25 protein-coding genes and 2 pseudogenes are annotated in these 20,248 nt (G+C 62.6%); 24 read left to right on the top strand and 3 right to left on the bottom strand.

Annotated elements, in window-relative coordinates; all coding sequences use genetic code 11:
• The first annotated feature begins 204 nt into the window (after positions 1-204).
• From ACRQ5J_RS01090 to tatC, 24 genes and pseudogenes are all read left to right on the top strand, one after another.
• The gene (locus tag ACRQ5J_RS01090) at positions 205-1,008 is read left to right on the top strand and encodes an ABC transporter ATP-binding protein (RefSeq protein WP_432380758.1); all 804 of its coding nucleotides are present in this window, start codon (positions 205-207) and stop codon (positions 1,006-1,008) included.
• Positions 1,005-1,790, top strand: a complete 786-nt coding sequence (gene mlaE / locus ACRQ5J_RS01085) for a lipid asymmetry maintenance ABC transporter permease subunit MlaE (RefSeq protein WP_432380757.1) — start codon at positions 1,005-1,007, stop codon at positions 1,788-1,790. The genes ACRQ5J_RS01090 and mlaE overlap by 4 nt, the downstream gene beginning before the upstream one ends.
• A 23-nt stretch (positions 1,791-1,813) precedes the next feature.
• Positions 1,814-2,284, top strand: coding sequence for an outer membrane lipid asymmetry maintenance protein MlaD (gene mlaD / locus ACRQ5J_RS01080; RefSeq protein WP_432380756.1), 471 nt, complete (start codon positions 1,814-1,816; stop codon positions 2,282-2,284).
• A complete protein-coding gene (locus ACRQ5J_RS01075; RefSeq protein ID WP_432380755.1) occupies positions 2,281-3,090 on the top strand; it encodes an MlaA family lipoprotein in 810 nt (269 codons plus the stop codon). Before mlaD ends, ACRQ5J_RS01075 begins: the two co-directional genes overlap by 4 nt.
• Positions 3,091-3,121: 31 nt before the next feature.
• The gene (locus ACRQ5J_RS01070) at positions 3,122-3,763 is read left to right on the top strand and encodes an MlaC/ttg2D family ABC transporter substrate-binding protein (RefSeq protein ID WP_432380754.1); all 642 of its coding nucleotides are present in this window, start codon (positions 3,122-3,124) and stop codon (positions 3,761-3,763) included.
• A 9-nt stretch (positions 3,764-3,772) separates the two neighbouring features.
• Positions 3,773-4,201: an STAS domain-containing protein gene (locus ACRQ5J_RS01065; protein ID WP_432380753.1), complete on the top strand. Its 429-nt coding sequence runs from the start codon at positions 3,773-3,775 to the stop codon at positions 4,199-4,201.
• A gap of 156 nt (positions 4,202-4,357) precedes the next feature.
• A complete protein-coding gene (locus tag ACRQ5J_RS01060) occupies positions 4,358-5,272 on the top strand; it encodes an ABC transporter ATP-binding protein (RefSeq protein ID WP_432380752.1) in 915 nt (304 codons plus the stop codon).
• Positions 5,269-6,036 carry an ABC transporter permease gene (locus ACRQ5J_RS01055; protein ID WP_432380751.1) on the top strand — a complete coding sequence of 256 codons (768 nt, stop codon included), beginning with the start codon at positions 5,269-5,271 and terminating at the stop codon, positions 6,034-6,036. The genes ACRQ5J_RS01060 and ACRQ5J_RS01055 overlap by 4 nt, the downstream gene beginning before the upstream one ends.
• Before the next feature lie 14 nt (positions 6,037-6,050).
• Positions 6,051-6,287 carry a BolA family protein gene (locus tag ACRQ5J_RS01050; protein WP_432380750.1) on the top strand — a complete coding sequence of 79 codons (237 nt, stop codon included), beginning with the start codon at positions 6,051-6,053 and terminating at the stop codon, positions 6,285-6,287.
• 2 nt (positions 6,288-6,289) lie between these two features.
• Positions 6,290-7,540 carry a UDP-N-acetylglucosamine 1-carboxyvinyltransferase gene (murA, locus tag ACRQ5J_RS01045; protein WP_432380749.1) on the top strand — a complete coding sequence of 417 codons (1,251 nt, stop codon included), beginning with the start codon at positions 6,290-6,292 and terminating at the stop codon, positions 7,538-7,540.
• A gap of 110 nt (positions 7,541-7,650) precedes the next feature.
• Entirely contained in the window at positions 7,651-8,313 is a 663-nt protein-coding gene (hisG, locus tag ACRQ5J_RS01040; RefSeq protein WP_432380748.1) for an ATP phosphoribosyltransferase, read from the top strand.
• Positions 8,310-9,617, top strand: coding sequence for a histidinol dehydrogenase (hisD, locus tag ACRQ5J_RS01035; protein WP_432380747.1), 1,308 nt, complete (start codon positions 8,310-8,312; stop codon positions 9,615-9,617). Before hisG ends, hisD begins: the two co-directional genes overlap by 4 nt.
• Positions 9,614-10,426, top strand: a complete 813-nt coding sequence (locus ACRQ5J_RS01030) for a DNA-methyltransferase (RefSeq protein WP_432380746.1) — start codon at positions 9,614-9,616, stop codon at positions 10,424-10,426. Before hisD ends, ACRQ5J_RS01030 begins: the two co-directional genes overlap by 4 nt.
• 13 nt (positions 10,427-10,439) lie before the next feature.
• A complete protein-coding gene (gene hisC, locus ACRQ5J_RS01025) occupies positions 10,440-11,534 on the top strand; it encodes a histidinol-phosphate transaminase (RefSeq protein WP_432380745.1) in 1,095 nt (364 codons plus the stop codon).
• A gap of 18 nt (positions 11,535-11,552) precedes the next feature.
• Positions 11,553-12,143, top strand: a complete 591-nt coding sequence (hisB, locus tag ACRQ5J_RS01020) for an imidazoleglycerol-phosphate dehydratase HisB (RefSeq protein WP_432380744.1) — start codon at positions 11,553-11,555, stop codon at positions 12,141-12,143.
• 15 nt (positions 12,144-12,158) lie between these two features.
• Positions 12,159-12,788 (top strand): imidazole glycerol phosphate synthase subunit HisH, encoded by a 630-nt coding sequence (gene hisH / locus ACRQ5J_RS01015; RefSeq protein WP_432383562.1) that lies wholly within the window; start codon positions 12,159-12,161, stop codon positions 12,786-12,788.
• A gap of 30 nt (positions 12,789-12,818) precedes the next feature.
• The gene (hisA, locus tag ACRQ5J_RS01010) at positions 12,819-13,607 is read left to right on the top strand and encodes a 1-(5-phosphoribosyl)-5-[(5-phosphoribosylamino)methylideneamino]imidazole-4-carboxamide isomerase (RefSeq protein ID WP_432380743.1); all 789 of its coding nucleotides are present in this window, start codon (positions 12,819-12,821) and stop codon (positions 13,605-13,607) included.
• 1 nt (position 13,608) lies between these two features.
• Positions 13,609-14,383 (top strand): annotated as a pseudogene (gene hisF / locus ACRQ5J_RS01005) (imidazole glycerol phosphate synthase subunit HisF).
• Positions 14,380-14,805, top strand: coding sequence for a phosphoribosyl-AMP cyclohydrolase (gene hisI / locus ACRQ5J_RS01000; RefSeq protein WP_432380742.1), 426 nt, complete (start codon positions 14,380-14,382; stop codon positions 14,803-14,805). The pseudogene hisF and the gene hisI overlap by 4 nt, the downstream one beginning before the upstream one ends.
• Complete coding sequence (locus tag ACRQ5J_RS00995; RefSeq protein ID WP_432380741.1) at positions 14,802-15,140, top strand: phosphoribosyl-ATP diphosphatase; 339 nt, start codon at positions 14,802-14,804, stop codon at positions 15,138-15,140. Before hisI ends, ACRQ5J_RS00995 begins: the two co-directional genes overlap by 4 nt.
• Before the next feature lie 12 nt (positions 15,141-15,152).
• Positions 15,153-15,520, top strand: a pseudogene (locus ACRQ5J_RS00990) (histidine triad nucleotide-binding protein).
• A 129-nt stretch (positions 15,521-15,649) separates the two neighbouring features.
• Positions 15,650-15,856, top strand: a complete 207-nt coding sequence (gene tatA, locus ACRQ5J_RS00985; protein ID WP_218305934.1) for a Sec-independent protein translocase subunit TatA — start codon at positions 15,650-15,652, stop codon at positions 15,854-15,856.
• Between the two features lie 12 nt (positions 15,857-15,868).
• A complete protein-coding gene (tatB, locus tag ACRQ5J_RS00980; protein WP_432380740.1) occupies positions 15,869-16,384 on the top strand; it encodes a Sec-independent protein translocase protein TatB in 516 nt (171 codons plus the stop codon).
• Positions 16,385-17,140 carry a twin-arginine translocase subunit TatC gene (gene tatC / locus ACRQ5J_RS00975; RefSeq protein ID WP_432380739.1) on the top strand — a complete coding sequence of 252 codons (756 nt, stop codon included), beginning with the start codon at positions 16,385-16,387 and terminating at the stop codon, positions 17,138-17,140.
• A gap of 1 nt (position 17,141) precedes the next feature.
• Here the strand turns inward: tatC and ACRQ5J_RS00970 are convergent, their stop codons facing one another.
• From ACRQ5J_RS00970 to ACRQ5J_RS00960, 3 genes are all read right to left on the bottom strand, one after another.
• Positions 17,142-17,603, bottom strand: coding sequence for a hypothetical protein (locus ACRQ5J_RS00970; RefSeq protein WP_432380738.1), 462 nt, complete (start codon positions 17,601-17,603; stop codon positions 17,142-17,144).
• Positions 17,604-17,700: 97 nt separating this feature from the next.
• Positions 17,701-19,629, bottom strand: a complete 1,929-nt coding sequence (locus ACRQ5J_RS00965; RefSeq protein ID WP_432380737.1) for a DUF885 domain-containing protein — start codon at positions 19,627-19,629, stop codon at positions 17,701-17,703.
• A gap of 115 nt (positions 19,630-19,744) precedes the next feature.
• Complete coding sequence (locus ACRQ5J_RS00960; RefSeq protein WP_432380736.1) at positions 19,745-20,197, bottom strand: CBS domain-containing protein; 453 nt, start codon at positions 20,195-20,197, stop codon at positions 19,745-19,747.
• Between the last annotated feature and the right edge of the window lie 51 nt (positions 20,198-20,248).

The following is a 20,248-nucleotide window of genomic DNA, read 5'->3' as shown; positions in this document are numbered from 1 at the left end:
TGAGCCTCCCGACCAGCGCCCCATGGGTTCCCGCCTGCGCGGGAACGACGGCGTGATGTAACATTTAGTGCCCGGTGTAAATTGCTGACTTTGGATTCAGTAGTGTTGTATTATCTGCTACCCAATGTTGGCTCTTCATGGGCCTCTCAGCAGAGATTGACCTTTCTGCACTACAATACGGCATTCCAAAAAATGAGTTCAGTCGTGCCAAATCTAGTCGAAATCCGTGATCTACACTTTTCCTATGGCAAGCGCGCGATCCTGTCCGGCTTGAACATGGACTTCCCGCGCGGGAAGGTGATCGCGGTCATGGGCGGTTCCGGCAGCGGCAAGACCACCGTGCTGCGCCTGATCGGCGGCCAGCTGCGTCCGCAGAAAGGCCACGTCAAGGTGCAGGGCCAGGTGGTGCACAAGCTCAATACGTCCGGCCTGTACCTGCTGCGCCGCAAGATGGGCATGCTGTTCCAGCACGGCGCGCTGTTTACCGACCTGTCGGTGTTCGAGAACGTCGCCTTCCCGCTGCGCGAGCACACCGACCTGCCGGAAGAGCTGATCCGCAACCTGGTGCTGATGAAGTTGCAGGCCGTGGGCCTGCGCAACGCCGCCAAGCTGAAGCCGGGCGAAATCTCCGGCGGCATGGCGCGCCGCGTGGCGCTGGCGCGCTCGATCGCGCTGGACCCGGAACTGATTATGTATGACGAGCCGTTTGCCGGCCTCGATCCGATCTCGATGGGCGTCACCGCCAACCTGATCCGCAACCTGAACACGGCGCTGGGCTCGACCACGATCCTGGTGTCGCACGACGTCAAGGAAAGTTTCGCCATCGCCGACTATGTTTATTTCCTGTCGCAGGGCAAGATTGTTGCGCACGGCACGCCGGCTGACATGATGGTCTCGACCGACCCGTATGTGAAGCAGTTTGTCCACGCGGAAGCGGACGGCCCGGTGCCGTTCCATTATCCAGGCAAGTCCCTGGCCGACGATCTGGGCCTGGGAGTGCAAGTATGAGTGTAAAGAACTGGTTGTCCAACCTGGGCGCACCGCTGCGCGACTATATCGAGAGCATCGGCTATGGCGCGCGCGCCTTCGCCAACCTGCTGAGCGTGTCGCCCGGCCTGCTGAAACGGCCGCGCCTGGTGGTCGAGCAGCTGCATTTCATCGGCAATTATTCGATGCTGATCATCACCCTGTCCGGCCTGTTCGTCGGCATGGTGCTGGGCCTGCAGGGTTACACCACGCTGAATAAATACGGCGCCGAGCAGTCGCTGGGCGTGCTGGTGGCGCTGGGCCTGACGCGCGAACTGGGGCCGGTGATCACCGCCCTGCTGTTCGCCGGCCGCGCCGGCACCTCGCTGACCGCCGAAATCGGCCTGATGAAGGCTGGCGAGCAGCTGTCCGCCATGGAAATGATGGCCGTCAACCCGATCCAGCGCGTGCTGGCGCCGCGCTTCTGGGCCGGCGCGCTGGCGGTGCCGCTGCTGGCGTCGGTGTTCAGCGCCGTCGGCGTGCTCGGCGGCTGGCTGGTCGGCGTGCAGCTGATCGGCGTCGACGACGGCGCGTTCTGGTCGCAGATGCAGGCCAGCGTCGACATCTGGAACGATATTTATAACGGCTTCATCAAGAGCGTGGTGTTTGGCATCGCCATCACCTTCATCGCCCTGTACCAGGGCTACGAGGCGCAGCCGACGCCGGAAGACGTGGCGCGCGCCACCACCCGCACCGTTGTGATTTCATCGCTGACGATCTGGTGGCTGGACTTCATGATGACGGCGCTGATGTTCAGCAAGTAATAAGAAAACAAGGAAGAAAACAAATGCAACGCAAATCTCTGGATGTCTGGGTCGGACTGTTTATCGTTATCGGTGTGTGCGCGCTCATGTTCCTGGCGCTGAAAGTCGGTAGCATGAACTCGATTTCGTTCGGCAAGACCTATGCGATCACCGCCAAGTTCGACAACATCGGCAGCCTGCGCCCGCAAGCGGCGGTCAAGGCGGCCGGCGTGGTGGTCGGCCGTGTGGGAGAGATCAAGTTTGATGACAAGACTTATCAGGCGCTGGTAACCTTGAACATGGAAACCAGCTATGTATTCCCGAAAGACAGCTCGGCCAAGATTCTGACCGCCGGCCTGCTGGGCGAACAATACGTCGGCATCGAAGCCGGCGGCGACACCAACAACCTGGCGGCAGGCGACAAAATCGCCCGCACCCAATCGGCAGCCGTGCTGGAGGACCTGATCAATCAGTTCATCTACAGCAAGGCCGCAGAAGGAAAGGACGATAAATGATCCGCAGCACTCAAGCATTCCGCCGCGCCGCGCTGGCGCTGGGCGTTACCGTGATGCTGGCCGGCTGTGCCGGCCCGAACCCGCGCGACCCGTACGAGAGCTACAACCGCGCCATGTTCAACTTCAACGACACGGTCGACACCTATGCGCTGAAGCCGGTGGCCACCGGCTATAAGAATGTCACGCCGAGCTTTGTGCAGACCGGCGTCAGCAACTTCTTCGGCAACCTGGGCGACGCCTGGACCGCGATCAACCAGTTGTTGCAGGGTAACGGCGAAGCCGGCATGTCGGACGTCAGCCGCTTCGCGCTGAACTCGACGCTGGGCGTGCTGGGCCTGTTCGACATCGCTTCCGAAGCCGGCCTGCCGAAGCACAAGGAAGACTTCGGCCAGACGCTGGGCGTGTGGGGCGTGCAGTCCGGCCCTTACCTGGTGCTGCCGCTGCTGGGTCCGTCCACGGTGCGCGACACCGTGGCGCTGCCGGCCGACATCGCCGGCAACATCTGGCGCTACAAGGACCCGACCAATGTGCGTAACATCGGCACCGCGCTGAACATCGTCGACACCCGCGCCGGCCTGCTGGACGCCTCGACCTTGCTGGAAGACGCCGCGCTGGACCGCTACGAGTTCCTGCGCGACGGCTACCTGCAACGCCGCGAGAGCCAGGTGCACCCGGATGGCGACGGTGCGCCACGCAAGCCGCAAAACGATGATACTGACGAAACTTCTGCGCCCGTGTCATCCGAACCGGCCGCAAAAGAGTTAAACTCCGGCACACCACCGGCTGCCAACGACGCCAGCCAGTGACCCGAAGAACCACTCATAAGGCATAGACAAGATGAACTTCATTCAAAAATTTATCGCTCTGGCAACTGTTTCGGTGGCGTTCACCGGCATCGCTTCCGCCCAGGAGGCGCCTGACGCGCTGGTCAAGCGCATCAGCGAAGACGTGATCAACACCGCCAAGAACGACAAGGCGATCCAGGCCGGCGACACCAAGAAGGTGATCGACCTGGTGGAAAGCAAGATCCTGCCGCACGTCGACTTCCAGCGCATGACCTCGCTGGCGGCCGGTCGCTTCTGGCGCCAGGCCACGCCGGAGCAGCAGCAACAGCTGACCGCCGAGTTCCGCAAGCTGCTGGTGTTCACCTACTCCGGCGCGCTGTCGCAGGTGAAGGACCAGACCATCGAGTTCAAGCCGCTGCGCGCCGATCCGGCCGACACCGAAGTGGAAGTGCGCTCGCAGGTCAACCAGGCCCGCGGCGAGCCGATTCCGCTGAACTACCGCGTCGCCAAGGGCCCGCAAGGCTGGAAGATCTACGACATCAACGTGCTGGGCGCGTGGCTGGTGGAAACCTACAAGGGCACCTTCGCTTCCGAGATCAACAAGGGCGGCATCGACGGCCTGATCAAGGCGCTGGCCGACAAGAACCAGAAGCTGGCCAGCAAACCGCTGAACACCAACGCACCTAAGAAGTAATCCGACATCATGTCCATCGTTGTTACCGAAGCTGCCGACAACCTGCAGTCGCTCACGTCCCTGACCGTGCTCAACGCCTCGGCGGCGCTGGAGCGCGGCTATGCCGCCCTCAAGGCCGGCCAGACCGTGTTCGACCTGCGCCATGTGTTGACGGTGGATTCGGTGGCGGTGTCGGTCATGCTGGCGTGGCAGCGCGCCGCGCAGGACGCCGGCATCCAGCTGGAACTGAAAAACCTGCCGCCGGCGCTGCAAAGCCTGACCAAGCTGTATGGCGTGTGCTCGCTGCTGTTCCCGACCGACGTCAAGCTCGACCAGGATTGCGGCGCCGCCGCCAGCAATCCGGCGCACGAAGAATTTGCCCCGGTGAGCGCACCGGAATCGGTCTTCAGCGAGAAGACCGCGGTGGCCGGCGACGCCGCCAGCCACCATCACCATTGACCCCCGCCCCACCCCGCCGCCTGTAATTCCCCCGGTCCGGCTCGGACCGCTCGAAATTCCAATATAATTGAACGTTGCCGCCACCGCAGTGTCGCGGCCTCCGCAGGACCTTCGCGTGCGCCGTCCCGGCCGCCGCAACTTATAGATAAGTCAAGCATGACAGCAATCCAAATTAGCAATGTCGAAAAGCGCTACAAGTCGTTGCAGGCGCTGGGCGGCGTGTCCCTGAACATCGAGGAAGGCGAGTTTTTCGGCCTGCTCGGCCCGAATGGCGCCGGCAAGACCACGCTGATCTCCATCATCGCCGGCCTGATCCGCCCGGACGCCGGGTCGGTCAAGATCCACGGCCATGACGTGGTCAGCGATTTCCGCGCGGCGCGCAAGAAGCTGGGCGTGGTGCCGCAGGAACTGGTGTTCGACCCGTTCTTCACCGTGCGCGAAACGCTGCGCTTGCAATCGGGTTATTTTGGCCTGAAAAACAACGACGCCTGGATCGACGAGGTGATGCACAACCTCAACCTGACCAACAAGGCCGACACCAATATGCGCGCGCTGTCGGGCGGCATGAAGCGCCGCGTGCTGGTGGCGCAGGCGCTGGTGCACAAGCCGCCGGTGATCGTGCTCGACGAGCCGACCGCCGGCGTCGACGTCGAGCTGCGCCAGACGCTGTGGCAGTTCATCACGCGCCTCAACCGCGAAGGCCACACCGTGGTGCTGACCACCCACTACCTCGAAGAGGCGCAGGCCATGTGCAAGCGCGTGGCCATGCTCAAGCTGGGCCAGGTGGTGACGCTGGACACGATGGCGTCGCTGATCCGCCGCATCTCCGGCTCGCAGCTGATCGTCAACATGACCCACGGCGACCTGCCGGACGACCTGCGCCACCTGATTACGCATCCGGAAAGCTCGGACCATGGCAGGAAGTACAGCCTGCGCATCAACGAATACGCCGAGGTCGAACAGATTCTGAAGCGCCTGCGCGAATCGGGCGTCATCATCGACGAAATGCAATTGCAACAAGCGGATCTGGAAGATATCTTCTTGCAGATCATGGATAAGGGTACCGTATGATGTTCACCTCCGCCGGATTCCGCACGCTGGTCTACAAGGAAACGCTGCGCTTCTGGAAAGTCGCCACGCAGACCATCGCCGCGCCGATTCTCACCGCCATGCTGTACCTGCTGATCTTCGGCCACGTGCTCGAAGGCCGGGTCACGGTGTACCAGGACGTCAACTACACGTCGTTCCTGATTCCGGGCCTGGTGATGATGAGCGTGTTGCAGAATTCCTTTGCCAACTCGTCGTCGTCGCTGATCCAGTCCAAGATCACCGGCAACCTGGTGTTCGTGCTGCTGACGCCCTTGTCGCACTGGGAGATTTTCTCGGCCTACGTGATCGCCGCCATGGTGCGCGGCATCGTGGTCGGCCTGGGCGTATTCCTGGTGACGACCTGGTTCGCCCACTTGTCGTTTGCCGCGCCGCTGTGGATCATCGTGTTCGCGCTGCTGGGTGCAGCCATCCTCGGCACCATGGGCCTGATCGCCGGCGTCTGGGCCGAGAAGTTCGACCAGCTGGCCGCGTTCCAGAATTTCCTGATCGTGCCGCTGACCTTCCTGGCCGGCGTGTTCTACTCGATCCACTCGCTGCCGCCGGTATGGCAGGCGGTATCGCATCTGAATCCGTTCTTCTACATGATCGACGGCTTCCGTTACGGCTTCTTCGGCCAGTCCGACGTCAACCCGCTGGTGAGCCTGGCCATTGTGGCGGCCTTCCTGGCGGTGCTGTCGTTCCTGGCGATTCGTTTGCTGCGCTCGGGCTACCGCCTGCGTCACTAATTTAAGGATTTATCATGGCCACCACTCCAGAACTCATCCACGGCTACATCAAGGCCGGTCTCGAATGCACCCACCTCGAAGTGCAGGGCGATGGCCAGCACTTCGAAGCCATCATCGTCTCGCCGGCGTTCGCCGGCAAGCGTTTGATTCAACGCCACCAGCTGGTGTACGCTGCACTGGGCGACCGCATGCGCGAGGAAATCCACGCGCTGTCGATGAAAACCCTCACCCCTGAAGAATATCAAGGATAAGCATGGACAAGCTTCTGATTCAAGGCGGTAACCGCCTGCAAGGCGACATCACCATCTCCGGCGCCAAGAACGCGGCCCTGCCTATCCTGTGCGCCGGCCTGCTGACCGCCGGCGACGTCGAGCTGTCCAATGTGCCGCACCTGCACGACGTTTCGACCATCCTCAAGCTGCTGGGCGAAACCGGCCTGAAAGTCACGCAGGACAACGACAAGGTCACCTTGAACGGCAGCGCCATCACCAAGCTGGAAGCGCCGTACGAGCTGGTGAAAACCATGCGCGCCTCGATCCTGGTACTGGGCCCGCTGCTGGCGCGCTTCGGCGAAGCCAAGGTATCGCTGCCGGGCGGCTGCGCCATCGGCTCGCGCCCGGTCGACCAGCACATCAAGGGCCTGCAGGCGCTGGGCGCCGACATCACCGTCGAAGGCGGCTATATCTACGCCAAGTGCGCCAAGCTGAAAGGCGCGCGCATCGTCACCGACATGATCACCGTGACCGGCACCGAGAACCTGCTGATGGCCGCCACGCTGGCCGAAGGTGAAACCATCCTGGAAAACGCCGCCTGCGAACCGGAAGTGACCGACCTGGCGCACCTGCTGGTGGCCATGGGCGCGAAGATCGACGGCATCGGCACCAACCGCCTGGTGATTCAGGGCGTGAGCGAACTGCATGGCGCCAGGCACGCGGTGATTTCGGACCGCATCGAGGCCGCGACTTTCCTGTGCGCGGTGGCGGCCACCGGTGGCGACATCACCATCCGCAACACCCGCGTCGACATCATGGATGCGGCGCTCGACAAGCTGCGCGAGATCGGCCTGCAACTGACCATCGGCGACAACTGGATTCGCGCGCAGATGGACAAGCGCCCGCGCGCCGTGACCTTCCGCACTACCGAATATCCGGGCTTCCCGACCGACATGCAGGCGCAGTTCATGGCGGTGAACACCATCGCCGACGGCGCCAGCCGCGTGACGGAAACTATTTTTGAAAACCGCTTCATGCACGTGCAGGAGATGAACCGCCTGGGCGCGCAAATTGAAACCGATGGCAACACCGCCTTTATCAAAGGCGTGGAACAGCTGGTCGGCGCGCCTGTGATGGCGACCGACCTGCGTGCATCCGCTTCGCTGGTGATCGCCGGCCTGGCTGCGCGCGGTGAAACGCTGATCGACCGCATCTATCACCTGGACCGCGGCTACGATCAGATGGAAGTCAAACTTTCCGCCGTAGGCGCCAACATCAAGCGTATCAAGTAACGTCGTTCCCGCGCAGGCGGGAACCCATGGAACGTAGGCGTCGACACAAAGCACGCTTTCCATGGATTCCCGCCTGCGCGGGAATGACGAAGCTAACTTAGGAAATATTTATGAGTGCATTCCAAGCCGACCAGCAGCTGATTCTCGCGCTGTCGAAGGGCCGCATTTTCGAGGACACGCTGCCGCTGCTGGAAGCGGCAGGCATCACCGTCACCGAGAATCCGGAGACTTCGCGCAAGCTGATCCTGCCGACCAACGACCCCAACGTGCGCGTGCTGATCGTGCGCGCCACCGACGTGCCGACCTATGTGCAGCATGGCGCGGCGGACTTCGGCGTGGCCGGCAAGGATGTGCTGCTGGAGCACGGCGGCGAAGGACTGTACCAGCCGATCGACCTGCATATCGCCGAGTGCCGCATGTCGGTCGCGGTGCGCAACGGTTTCGATTACGAGACCGCCGTGCGCCAGGGCGCGCGCCTGCGCGTGGCCACCAAGTTCGTCGAGACAGCGCGCACCCACTTTGCCAAGAAGGGCGTGCACGTCGACCTGATCAAGCTGTATGGCTCGATGGAGCTGGCGCCGCTGGTCGGCCTGTCGGACGCCATCGTCGACGTGGTCAGCACCGGCAACACGCTGCGCGCCAACGACCTGAAAGAGGTGGAGGCCATCATGGATATTTCCTCGCGCCTGATCGTCAATCAGGCCGCGCTGAAGATGAAACGCGAGCGCCTGCAACCGATTATCGAAGCATTTGAACGCGCATCCAAAAAATGATTACCAAGCTCGATTCCAGCCAGGCCGATTTCAAGCAGCGCCTGGACACCCTGCTGGCCTTTGAAGCCAGTACCGATGACGCCATCGAATCCGCCGTCGGCAAGATCCTCGCCGACGTCAAGGCGCGCGGCGATGCAGCCGTCCTCGAATACACCAACAAGTTCGACCGCCTGCCGAACGGCGGCGCCACCAGTATGGCGGCGCTGGACGTCTCGCAGGAAGAGCTGCAAGCCGCGCTGGCGGCGATTCCTGAAGCGCAGCGCAAGGCGCTGGAAGTGGCTGCGCACCGCGTGCGCGTGTTCCACGAGCGCCAGAAGCAGGAACTGAACGGCTTCACCTACACCGAGCCGGATGGCACGGTGCTGGGTCAGCGCGTCACGCCGCTGGACCGCGTCGGCATCTACGTCCCTGGCGGCAAAGCCGCCTATCCGTCGTCGGTGCTGATGAACGCGATTCCGGCGCACGTCGCCGGCGTGGAAGAAATCATCATGGTGGTGCCAACGCCGGACGGCGTGAAGAACCAGATGGTGCTGGCCGCCGCCGCGATTGCCGGCGTCACCCGCGTCATCACCATCGGCGGCGCGCAGGCGGTGGGCGCGCTGGCCTACGGCACCGAAACGATACAGGCAGTCGACAAGATCGTCGGCCCGGGCAACGCCTACGTGGCGTCGGCCAAGCGCCGCGTGTTCGGCACGGTCGGCATCGACATGATCGCCGGCCCGTCGGAAATCCTGATCGTTGCCGACGGCACCACAGATCCGGACTGGATCGCCATGGACCTGTTCTCGCAGGCGGAACACGACGAGCTGGCGCAAGCGATCCTGCTGTGCCCTGACGCCGATTACATCGCCAAGGTCGAAGCCAGCATCGCCAGGCTGCTGCCGACGATGCCGCGCGCGGAAGTCATCAAGACCTCGCTGGGCGACCGCGGCGCGCTGGTGAAAGTGCGCGACATGGACGAAGCCTGCGCCATCGCCAACAGCATCGCCGCCGAGCACCTGGAAATTTCCGCCGTCGAGCCGCAGCAATGGGCCGACAAGATCCGCCACGCCGGCGCCATGTTCCTCGGCCGCTTCTCGTCCGAATCGCTGGGCGACTACTGCTGCGGCCCGAACCACGTGTTGCCGACGTCGCGCACCGCGCGCTTCTCGTCGCCGCTGGGCGTCTACGATTTCCAGAAACGCTCGTCGGTCATACACGTCAGCGAAGCCGGCGCGCAAACGCTGGGCAAGGTCGCGGCCGAACTGGCCTACGGCGAAGGTCTGCAGGCGCACGCCCGCAGCGCGGAGCTGCGCCTGAAATGACCAAAAAGTGGCTCAATCAGGTCTTCTGCGAGGATGCGCTGGCCGGCCTGGCGCGCATCCCCGACGGTTCCATCGATCTGATTCTGACCGACCCGCCGTATAACCTCGGCAAGGACTACGGCAACGCCTCGGACCAGCAAACGGTAGACGACTACCTGCTGTGGACCGAGCAATGGATAGACGCGGCCCTGCCGAAGCTCAAGCCCAACGGCAGCTTGTACATTTTCCTGACCTGGCGGTTTTCGCCGGAGATTTTCGTCATGCTGAAAAAGCGCATGACGATGATGAACGAGATTATCTGGGACCGCCGCGTGCCGTCGATGGGCGGCAGCGTGCGCAGCTTCTCGTCGGTGCACGACACGATCGGCTTTTTCGTGCGCCGCAAGGACTACTATTTCGACCTCGACGCGGTGCGCATTCCGTACGACGCCGAAACCAAGAAGGCCCGCTCGCGCTCCATCTTCATCGGCGCGAAATGGCTGGAAGTGGGCTACAACCCGAAAGATTTGTGGAGCGTGTCGCGCCTGCACCGGGAGCATCCCGAACGCGCCGACCATCCGACGCAGAAGCCGCTGGAGATCATCGAGCGCATGGTCAAGGCCTCCTGCCCGCCGGACGGCGTGGTGCTGGACCTGTTCATGGGCAGCGGCACCACCGCCATCGCGGCCAGGCGCAATGGCCGCAACTACGTCGGCTTCGAGCTGAATCCGGAATACTGCGCGATCATCAACGAACGACTGGCGATGCCTGAAGTGCCGGCGCCGCCGCCGAAGAAACCCAAGAAACCCCGAAGTTCAGTCAACTCATAGGAGCCCAAGTAAGATGTCCCCCATCGACACGCTGGTCAACAGCACCATCCGTCCCGACGTCAGAGCTGTAGCCAGCTACCACGTCGCCGACGCGAGTGGTTTCATTAAACTGGATGCGATGGAGAACCCTTACCACCTGCCGCATCATCTGCGCGAGGATCTCGCCCAGCGGCTGGCCGACGTCGCGCTGAACCGCTACCCGGTGGCTTCCTACGCCAGCATCAAGCAGCGCATCAACGACAGGCTGGGCGTGCCGGCTGGCTACGACGTCATTCTCGGCAACGGCTCGGATGAACTGATTTCCATCCTGTGCATGGCCTGCGCCATGCAGGACCGCCGCGCCGTGGTGGTGGCGCCGACGCCGTCCTTCGTCATGTACCAGCGCTCGGCGCAATTCGCCGGCATGGATTACGTTGGCGTGCCGCTGAAGGCCGATATGACGCTGGACCTGCCGGCGATGCTGGCGGCAATTAAGCAACACAAGCCGGCGCTGGTGTTCCTGTCCTACCCGAACAACCCGACCGGCAACCTGTTCGCCGCAGACGACATCGTCGCCATCATCCGCGCGCTGGACGGTTTCGGCCTGGCCGTGGTTGACGAGGCCTACGAGCCGTTCGCGCAGCAGACCTTTATGCACCGCCTGCCGGAATTTACCAATCTGGTGGTGATGCGCACCGTGTCCAAGCTCGGCCTGGCCGGCATCCGCCTCGGCTATATGTCGGCGGCGCCGCAATTGCTGGCGGAATTCGACAAAGTGCGGCCTCCTTACAACATCAACGTACTGACGCAGGTGGCGGCCGAATTCGCGCTCGACCACTTGGAGGTGCTGAACCAACAGGCGGCCGCTTTGCGCGCCGCACGCGCCGATCTGACGGCTGCATTGGCCCGTATCCCGGGCGTGGAAGTTTTTCCGTCAGCGGCGAATTTTATCTTGATTCGCGTGCCGAATTCCGACGATGCCCACGCGAAACTGCTAGCCCACAAGGTTTTAATTAAAAATGTGAGTAAAATGCACAGTGTGCTGGCCAATTGCCTGCGCATTACTGTCAGTACTCCGGAAGAAAATTCCGCCTTCCTCGATGCGTTCACCGCATCGCTGGCAGCCTGAGACCATCGCGAGCTTTTCATGAACCGCACCGCAGAAATCATCCGTAACACCAACGAGACGCAAGTCCGCGTTTCCATCAACCTGGACGGCACCGGCAAGCAGAAGCTGAACACCGGCGTCCCCTTCCTCGACCATATGCTGGACCAGATCGCCCGCCACGGCCTGTTCGACCTCGAAGTCGAAGCCACCGGCGACATCCACATCGACAACCACCACACGGTGGAAGACGTCGGCATCACGCTGGGCATGGCGGTGGCCAAGGCCATCGGCGACCGCAAGGGCATCGTCCGCTACGGCCATTCCTATGTGCCGCTGGACGAGGCGCTGTCGCGCGTGGTGCTGGACTTCTCGGGCCGTCCCGGCATCGAGTACCACATCCCGTTCACCCGCGCGCTGATCGGCACCTTCGACGTCGACCTGACGCTGGAATTTTTCCGCGGCTTCGTCAACCACGCGCTGGTGACGCTGCACATCGATAACCTGCGCGGCACCAACGCCCACCACCAGTGCGAAACCGTGTTCAAGGCCTTCGGCCGCGCGCTGCGCATGGCGTCGGAGCTCGATCCGCGCGCCGCCGGCACCATCCCGTCGACCAAAGGCACCCTGTAAAAACACCATGAAAAAATCGTAGTAGTTGATTACGGCATGGGTAATCTGCGCTCGGTCGCGCAGGCGCTGCGTGCTGTGGCGCCGGACGCCAATGTGCTGATCTCGGGTGCAGTGGCCGATATCGAATCGGCCGACCGCATCGTGCTGCCCGGCCAGGGCGCCATGCCGGACTGCATGCGCAGCCTGCGCGAGTCCGGCGTGCAGGAGGCCCTGCTGGCGGCCTCCCGCAACAAACCTCTTATGGGAGTGTGCATCGGCGAGCAAATGCTGTTTGATGTCAGCGAGGAAGGCAACGCCGCCGGCCTGGGCCTGTTGCCCGGCAAGGTGGTGCGCTTCCAGCTCGACGGCCAGCTGCAGGACGACGGCTCGCGCTTCAAGGTGCCGCAAATGGGCTGGAACCAAGTGCGGCAAACGGCGTCTCATCCGATGTGGCAGGATATTTCCGACAACGCGTACTTCTACTTCGTGCACAGCTATTTTGCCCAGCCGGAGCAGGCCGCGCACACCGTCGGCCAAACTGTCTACGGTGCGCCGTTCAGTTGCGCCGTCGCGCGTGATAATATTTTTGCGACCCAGTTCCACCCGGAGAAAAGCGCCGCGGCCGGACTGCAGCTGTACAAGAATTTTGTTCACTGGAACCCTTGATTTCTTATCTCCTAACATACTGACACCATCATGCTGCTCATTCCTGCCATCGACCTCAAAGACGGTCACTGCGTTCGCTTGAAACAAGGCGATATGGAACTCGCCACCGTATTCTCCGAAGATCCGGCCGAGATGGCCCTGCATTGGCTCAAGCAAGGCGCGCGCCGCCTGCACCTGGTCGACCTGAACGGCGCTTTCGCCGGCAAGCCGAAGAACGAAGGCGCGGTCAAGGCCATCCTGAAAGTGGTGCAGGAGTATGCGGAAGAAAACGACCTGGATGAAATTCCGGTGCAGCTGGGCGGCGGCATCCGCGACCTCGACACCATCGAGCGCTACCTGGACGCCGGCATCACCTACGTCATCATCGGCACCGCCGCCGTGAAAGAGCCGGGCTTCCTGCACGACGCCTGCGGCGCCTTCCCCGGCCACATCATCGTCGGCCTGGACGCCAAGGACGGCAAGGTCGCCACCGACGGCTGGAGCAAGATGTCCGGCCACGAAGTCATCGACCTGGCCAAGAAATTCGAAGCCTATGGCGTGGAATCGATCATCTACACCGACATCGGCCGCGACGGCATGATGGGCGGCGTCAACATCGAGGCCACCGTCAAGCTGGCGCAGGCGGTGAAGATTCCGGTGATCGCCTCGGGCGGCCTGCATAACCTGGCGGACGTGGAAGCGCTGTGCGCGGTGCAGGACGAAGGCATCGAGGGCGTGATCTGCGGCCGTTCGATCTACGAGGGCACCATCGACCTGGCCTCGGCGCAGGAACGCGCCGATGAGCTCAGCGGCGACCTCATTGAGGAAGAAGACGAATAATATGCTGGCCAAACGCATCATCCCCTGCCTCGACGTGACCGATGGCCGCGTCGTCAAAGGCGTCAACTTCACCGAGCTGCGCGACGCCGGCGACCCGGTGGAAATCGCCCGCCGCTACGACGAGCAGGGCGCCGATGAGCTGACCTTCCTCGACATCACCGCCACCAGCGACAACCGCGGCCTGATCCTCGACATCATCGAGGCGGTGGCGTCGCAGGTCTTCATTCCGCTGACCGTCGGCGGCGGCGTGCGCGAGGTGGCCGATGTGCGCCGCCTGCTGAACGCCGGCGCCGACAAGGTCAGCATGAACTCGTCGGCGGTGTCGAATCCGCAGCTGGTGTACGAAGCGTCGCAGAAGCACGGTTCGCAGTGCATCGTGGTGGCGATCGACGCCAAGCAGACCGCGCCCGGCAAGTGGGAAGTAGTTTACCCACGGCGGCCGCAAGGCCACCGGCATCGACGCCATCGAGTGGGCGAAGAAAATGGAACAGCTGGGCGCCGGCGAAATCCTGCTGACCAGCATGGACAAGGACGGCACCCGGTCCGGCTTCGACCTCGGCCTGACGCGCGGCGTGTCCGACGCCGTCAGCATTCCGGTGATCGCCTCCGGCGGCGTCGGCGGCCTGCAGGACCTGGCCGACGGCGTCAAGCTGGGCAAGGCCGACGCGGTGCTGGCCGCCAGCATCTTCCACTTCGGCCAGTATTCGGTGCAGGAAGCCAAGCGCTTCATGGCGCAGCAGGGCATTCCGATGCGCCTGGATGGAGTGGCGGCATGAACGCACCGGTCCAACCGAAAGCCGCCTGGCTGAAAAAAGTGAAGTGGGACGAGCACGGCCTGGTGCCGGTGATCGCCCAGGAAGCCGGCACCAACGACGTGCTGATGTTCGCCTGGATGAACCGCGAGGCGCTGGCCAAAACGGTCGAGCTGGGCGAGGCCGTCTACTGGAGCCGCTCGCGCAAGAAGCTGTGGCACAAGGGCGAGGAGTCCGGCCACGTGCAGAAGGTGCTGGAAGTGCGCCTCGATTGCGACGAGGATGTGGTGCTGCTGAAGATCGAGCAGGCCGGCGGCATCGCCTGCCATACCGGCCGCCATTCGTGCTTCTTCCAGAAGTTCGAGGGCGACGCGCAGGAAGGCGACTGGCAGAACACCGAACCGGTCCTGAAAGACCCAAGCGATATTTACAAGGCTGGAAAATGAGCACCATACTCGACCGGCTGGCGGACGTGATCGAATCGCGCAAGCCGGCCAACGGCGGCGATGCCGCCACCTCCTACACCGCCAAGCTGTTCACCAAGGGCGACGACGCCATCCTCAAGAAAATCGGCGAGGAGGCCACCGAGACCGTGATGGCCGCCAAGGATGCGCGCGCCGGTGGCGACAGCGGCAAGGTGCTGTACGAAGTGGCCGACTTGTGGTTCCATACGCTGGTGCTGCTGGCCCAGTTCGACCTGAAGCCGCAGCAGGTGCTCGATGAACTGGCGCGCCGCGAGGGCGTGTCGGGCATCGAGGAAAAAGCGTCCCGCAAAGAATAAACGGAGTCCCCAGTGGAAAACTGCATCTTTTGCAAAATAGCCGAAAAGAAAATCCCTTCGACCACTGTGTACGAGGACGACGAGCTGCTGGCGTTCAAGGATATCAACCCGCACGCGCCGGTGCACCTGCTGGTGATTCCAAAAAACACTATTCTACGCTGCAGGATGCGGCGGTCGCGCCTGAATTGCTGGGCAAGATGCTGGCGCTGGCACCCCGTCTGGCAGAAGAATTTGGCTGCTCGGTCAGCTATGATGCGGACGGCAATCCGACGCGCGGCTACAAGGCGCTGATTAACAGTGGGCCGGACGGCGGGCAGGAGGTGTACCATCTACACCTGCACGTGGTCGGCGGCCCGCAACCATGGCGCGGCAAGCGTTGAACGGACGCCGAACGGCCTTATTTAGCTGAGTAACTGCGCCGAGTAACTGCGCTTCGCGTATACTATTGCTGCGGTTCTAGGAATCAACGAATTTAATCCAGGCGCAATGCGTCTCGTAAGGGGAATATGATGGGCTCTACTAGCTGGGTACACTGGGCAATTTTGCTGGTCGTCGTGATCTTGATCTTCGGCACCAAAAAACTGGGCAATATGGGTTCGGACATCGGCAAGGCCGTGAAAGGCTTCAAGGATGGCGTGAAAGGTGGCGAGGAAGACAAGCCAGCCGCGCCGGCCGCTCCGGGCACGATCGACGTCGACACCAAAGAGAAGAAGTAATCTCCGGCGCTTATGATCGATCTCGGTCTCACCAAACTGGCTGTCATCGGCGTGGTTGCGCTGATCGTCATCGGTCCTGAAAAGCTGCCCAAAGTGGCGCGCATGGCCGGGACGCTGTACGGCCGCGCCCAGCGTTACCTCAACGACGTGAAGTCCGAGGTCACACGCGAAATCGAGATGGAAGAATTGCGCAACCTGCAGAAGGAAGTGCGGGAAGCCGCCGAGAACGTCAAGTCCGAGGTGGAAAACTCGATCTCGCAGAACGTGGCGGACGTGGAGAACAGCTGGAGCGACAGCGCGTCCACGACCGATAGCGCGGCCTCGGCCGGGTATGCGTCGTACAGCCACGTCACCACCGACGACCTGGCGCGCAAGGCGCGCGAGTTCCGCCGCAAGAAGCTGGTGCGCAACTCCGCCATTCCCAATTGGTACAAGCAGCGCAACGGCGGCAAGTTGCACGTGACGTCCGGCGCGGCGCGCGTGGCGCGTTTCCGCCCGCGCGGCCCGACCAACAGTTCTTTCTACTAAATGAGTACACCTAACCAGGGCGAAGAGACCTTTATCTCTCACCTGATCGAATTGCGTGACCGCCTGGTCAAGGCAACGATCGGGATTGCGGTGATGTGCATCGGCCTGATGTTGTGGCCGGGGCCTTCGCGCATCTACGACATCATCGCCGAGCCGATGATCGCCTCGCTGCCGGCCGGCTCGAAGATGATCGCCACCGGCGTGGTGTCGCCGTTCCTGGTGCCGATGAAGGTGACGCTGGTGATCGCCATCATCCTGGCCTTGCCGTGGGTGCTGTACCAGCTGTGGGCGTTCGTGGCGCCGGGCCTGTACGCGCACGAGAAGCGCTTGATCGCGCCGCTGGTGATTTCCTCGTCGGGTCTGTTTATTGCCGGCGTGGCGTTCTGTTATTTCCTGGTGTTCGGCCGGGTGTTTCATTTCATCGCCGAGTTTTCGCCGCAGTCGATCGCGGTGACGCCGGATATCGAGAACTACCTGGACTTCGTGATGTCGATGTGCCTGGCGTTTGGCGCGGCGTTCGAGGTGCCGGTGGTGGTGGTGATCCTGGTGCGCATGGGCCTGGTGAGTGTGGCCAAGCTGAAGGAGATTCGTCCTTACGCCATCGTTGGCGCGTTTGTGATCGCGGCGATCGTGACGCCGCCGGATGCGGTGTCGATGTTCTCGCTGGCGATTCCGATGTGCCTGCTGTTTGAGCTGGGCCTGCTGGTGGCGCCGCTGTTCGTCCGCATCTCAACCGCCCCCGAAGAAAAAGCTTAAGCTAGGGCAGGCGTTCCAGTATCTTCAGCAGCATGCCGATCGTCACCGCATGCAGCGTCAATGAGATTCCCACCATCCAATATACGGTAGTCAGCTTGCCATGGAAGCGCTCTTCGAGTGCCTCCAGCTTGGCATTGAGGCGCTCTTCGAGTGCTTCCAGCTTGGCATTGAGGCGCTCTTCGAGTGCTTCCAGCTTGGCATTGACGCGTTCTTCGAGGGCTTCCAGCTTGGCATTGAAATCCTTCTCAAGCGCTTCAAGTCTGGCGTAGATGTCGGCGCGCAGCATTTCGATGCGCGCGGTCATGTCGGTGCGCAGTAGTACCACCTCGCTGGGCGCGACGGTGGCCTCGGCCAACGCTTGCGTCAGCGCCAGCGCCTGTGCCTCAGCCTGTTGCGCCGGGATGCCGGCTTCAATCAGGCTTCTGGTGTACTCAAGGGTGTCGAATTTGATGGGCATATTCATGATACCTCCCCGATTTGATCGTAGCAGAAAACGGCCAAGCCACAGCCGTTCTCCATCGTATCGAATCACCTGCCCATCGGTTTGAGCGAGCGCAGGACTACTGCGCCATCAAGCCCTTGATCACGCGCACCGGCGCGCTGCCATAGCTGAGGAATTGCTCGTGGAATTCCTTCAGGTTGAAGCGCGCACCCAACTGCTGCTTGCGCTGCTCGCGCAATTCCATGATCTCGCTGTAGCCGCTGAAGTAGCTGGTCAGCTGCACCGACGACACCTGCACCCGATGCCACTTCTCCACCGCCTCGCTGCGCGTCTGGAATGCCTGGCGCGTCAGCAAATCGATCGCCTGCTCCTCGGTCATGCCCAGCACATGCACGCTGTAATCCAGTATCGTGTTGGTCACGCTGCGCAGATTCCACTTGGAATACATCAGCCACATCTCCGGCGCGTTATCGCCATAGCCCGACTCCAGCATCATGCGCTCGCCATACACGGCCCAGCCCTCCACCATCGCGCCATTGCCGAAGATCGACTTGACGATCGACGGCGAGCGGTTGGCATATACCAGCTGCGCGTAGTGGCCCGGAATCGCCTCGTGGATATTCAGGATCTGCAAGATCCAGTGGTTGTATTCGCGCAAGCTGCTCTCGGCCGCTTCAGGCGTGGCGCCATCGAGCGGCGTCACGTTGTAGTAGGTGCGGTCCTGCGGACGGTACGGTCCCGGCGCATCGATGCTCGCACCCGCCACACCGGCCGCATAGGCCGGTGTCGCACGCACTTCCAGCGGCTTGTTCGGGTCCAGGGTCAGCAGGTTCTTGCTGATCACCCAATCTTGCAGCACCGGAATCTGGCGCTTGATCTCGTTGACGAAATCCTCGCGCGCCACATGGCGCTCGGACAGCTTGTCGATCACCATGCCGATCTTGGCGAAACGGTCGGCCGGCCTGGCGGTGGCGCCCATGGTCTTGTCCCACAGCTCATCGGACAGCTTGTCCATATTCGCCAGCAGTTCCTCGCGTGCCGCCAGCGCCTTCTGATAGGTCTGCTCGGCGGTGCTGGCCGACTGGATGTCATACGCAAACTTTTGCTCGTACAGCTCTTTGCCCAGGCGGAAGCTGCGGCGACCGCGCGTGTCCATCTGCTTGTCCATCTCGGTCAGGAAGGCAACATAGCTGTCCACCGCCGTCAGCGCCTCGTTGATGCGCCTGGTGTACAGCTGCTTCTCCACCGGCGTCAGGATCGACGCCTGGGCCGCCTTGTCGACCTCGATCAGCAGGTTCTGCACGCCCGGCGCCTGCCTGATCGCCAGGCGCGTATGTTCGCGCGTCGGGTTGACGATGTTGGCGCGCGCCGCCGCGTAGTAGGCCGGAATGCTGCTGATGCGCTTGAGCAGCGTGCGCAGGCGCTGCGGCTGCGCCGCGTATTCGGTATGCAGGATCAGGTCGATCGGGCCGGCCACGTTGTAGCTGGCCGGATTCCACTCCCATTCGCGCAGCGTGGTCAGGCGGAAGCGGTCGGCCTCCAGCTTGTTGATCAGCAGGCCGAGGTCGGTGCGCTGCCGCGACGCCGAGCCGCCGGCCTTGATGGCGCCAAAGCGCTCCAGCCACTCGTTGATGAAAGCCAGCTCCTTGACCTGCTCCTCGCGGTTGGGCACGGTCAGCGTGGCGGCGGTATCGTACTTGCCGGCGTAGATCGCGCTTTCCGAATCGATGCGCCACAGCGCGTTGAGGAATTGATTGCTGAGGTTGTCGAACTGGCGGTCCTGCCAGCGTTCCGATGCCACCTTCAGCGCCGGCACTGTCGCGGCGGCGGCGGCGCGGCCCTTGCCGGCGGCCTTGGCCGGCGCCTTGCCTTTGTTCCTGGTCGATTTGGCGGATTTGCCCGACTTGGTGTTCTTGGCCTTGCTGGCGCCGGCCTTGCCGCTGCTCTTCTTGGTCGGCGCGGCCTTGTTGTGGGTAGTGGCGGCATCTGCCGGCGCGGCGGCCAGCGCCGCCATCAGCGCAGCCAATGCGAATTTCGTCTTGATCATCATGTGCAGCCTTGTGTCTGAAGCGGGCAAGATTATCACTAATCCGGCCGCTTGAGAGCGCCCGATACAAGACAAAACATGGAGTAAAAAGAAACTTAGTTTCCTGATAATGCCTTTACAACGTGGTCGGCGCCTGTCCCACCGGCACCTGCGAGGAGATTTCCAGCAGCGTCTGCGCGGTCTTGCTGTCGTCCATTTCAGTCTCGGCAATATCGGCCAGGGCGACGATGCCGATCAGCGTGTGCTGGTCGCGGCTGACCACCGGCACGCGGCGGATCTGGATGTCGCGCATGTCCTGCATGACGTCGTCGGTGCTCTGGTCCTCGTAGCAGTGGCAGATGTCCTCGGTCATCACATCGGCCACCTGCGTGTCTTCCGGGCCGAGGCCGGCGGCGGTGGCGCGGATCGTGATGTCGCGGTCGGTGATCATGCCGACCAGGCGCTGGCCCTCGGTGACCGGCAGCGCGCCGACGTCGAGGTCATCCATCAATTCGGCGGCGCGGCGGATCGGATCGTCAGGCGATACGCTGGTGACGTCGCGGCTCATTACATCGGCAATGGTCTTCATATGGGTCCTCCCGGTTGAACGGCGCCGGCTGGCGCCTCTGGTTAAGACCGT

It is taken from the genome of Duganella sp. P38, assembly GCF_050859475.1.
Taxonomy (GTDB): Bacteria; Pseudomonadota; Gammaproteobacteria; order Burkholderiales; family Burkholderiaceae_D; genus Rugamonas.
This window is presented reverse-complemented; position numbering and strand designations above follow the sequence as displayed.

Bases quoted from the DNA above. Each gene is read 5' to 3' on its own strand.
- mlaE (WP_432380757.1), top strand. From the start codon at position 1,005: ATGAGTGTAAAGAACTGGTTGTCCAACCTGGGCGCACCGCTGCGCGAC.
- mlaD (WP_432380756.1), top strand. From the start codon at position 1,814: ATGCAACGCAAATCTCTGGATGTCTGGGTCGGACTGTTTATCGTTATC.
- ACRQ5J_RS01075 (WP_432380755.1), top strand. From the start codon at position 2,281: ATGATCCGCAGCACTCAAGCATTCCGCCGCGCCGCGCTGGCGCTGGGC.
- ACRQ5J_RS01070 (WP_432380754.1), top strand. From the start codon at position 3,122: ATGAACTTCATTCAAAAATTTATCGCTCTGGCAACTGTTTCGGTGGCG.
- ACRQ5J_RS01065 (WP_432380753.1), top strand. From the start codon at position 3,773: ATGTCCATCGTTGTTACCGAAGCTGCCGACAACCTGCAGTCGCTCACG.
- ACRQ5J_RS01060 (WP_432380752.1), top strand. From the start codon at position 4,358: ATGACAGCAATCCAAATTAGCAATGTCGAAAAGCGCTACAAGTCGTTG.
- ACRQ5J_RS01055 (WP_432380751.1), top strand. From the start codon at position 5,269: ATGATGTTCACCTCCGCCGGATTCCGCACGCTGGTCTACAAGGAAACG.
- ACRQ5J_RS01050 (WP_432380750.1), top strand. From the start codon at position 6,051: ATGGCCACCACTCCAGAACTCATCCACGGCTACATCAAGGCCGGTCTC.
- murA (WP_432380749.1), top strand. From the start codon at position 6,290: ATGGACAAGCTTCTGATTCAAGGCGGTAACCGCCTGCAAGGCGACATC.
- hisG (WP_432380748.1), top strand. From the start codon at position 7,651: ATGAGTGCATTCCAAGCCGACCAGCAGCTGATTCTCGCGCTGTCGAAG.
- hisD (WP_432380747.1), top strand. From the start codon at position 8,310: ATGATTACCAAGCTCGATTCCAGCCAGGCCGATTTCAAGCAGCGCCTG.
- ACRQ5J_RS01030 (WP_432380746.1), top strand. From the start codon at position 9,614: ATGACCAAAAAGTGGCTCAATCAGGTCTTCTGCGAGGATGCGCTGGCC.
- hisC (WP_432380745.1), top strand. From the start codon at position 10,440: ATGTCCCCCATCGACACGCTGGTCAACAGCACCATCCGTCCCGACGTC.
- hisB (WP_432380744.1), top strand. From the start codon at position 11,553: ATGAACCGCACCGCAGAAATCATCCGTAACACCAACGAGACGCAAGTC.
- hisA (WP_432380743.1), top strand. From the start codon at position 12,819: ATGCTGCTCATTCCTGCCATCGACCTCAAAGACGGTCACTGCGTTCGC.
- hisI (WP_432380742.1), top strand. From the start codon at position 14,380: ATGAACGCACCGGTCCAACCGAAAGCCGCCTGGCTGAAAAAAGTGAAG.
- ACRQ5J_RS00995 (WP_432380741.1), top strand. From the start codon at position 14,802: ATGAGCACCATACTCGACCGGCTGGCGGACGTGATCGAATCGCGCAAG.
- tatA (WP_218305934.1), top strand. From the start codon at position 15,650: ATGGGCTCTACTAGCTGGGTACACTGGGCAATTTTGCTGGTCGTCGTG.
- tatB (WP_432380740.1), top strand. From the start codon at position 15,869: ATGATCGATCTCGGTCTCACCAAACTGGCTGTCATCGGCGTGGTTGCG.
- tatC (WP_432380739.1), top strand. From the start codon at position 16,385: ATGAGTACACCTAACCAGGGCGAAGAGACCTTTATCTCTCACCTGATC.
- ACRQ5J_RS00970 (WP_432380738.1), bottom strand. From the start codon at position 17,603: ATGAATATGCCCATCAAATTCGACACCCTTGAGTACACCAGAAGCCTG.
- ACRQ5J_RS00965 (WP_432380737.1), bottom strand. From the start codon at position 19,629: ATGATCAAGACGAAATTCGCATTGGCTGCGCTGATGGCGGCGCTGGCC.
- ACRQ5J_RS00960 (WP_432380736.1), bottom strand. From the start codon at position 20,197: ATGAAGACCATTGCCGATGTAATGAGCCGCGACGTCACCAGCGTATCG.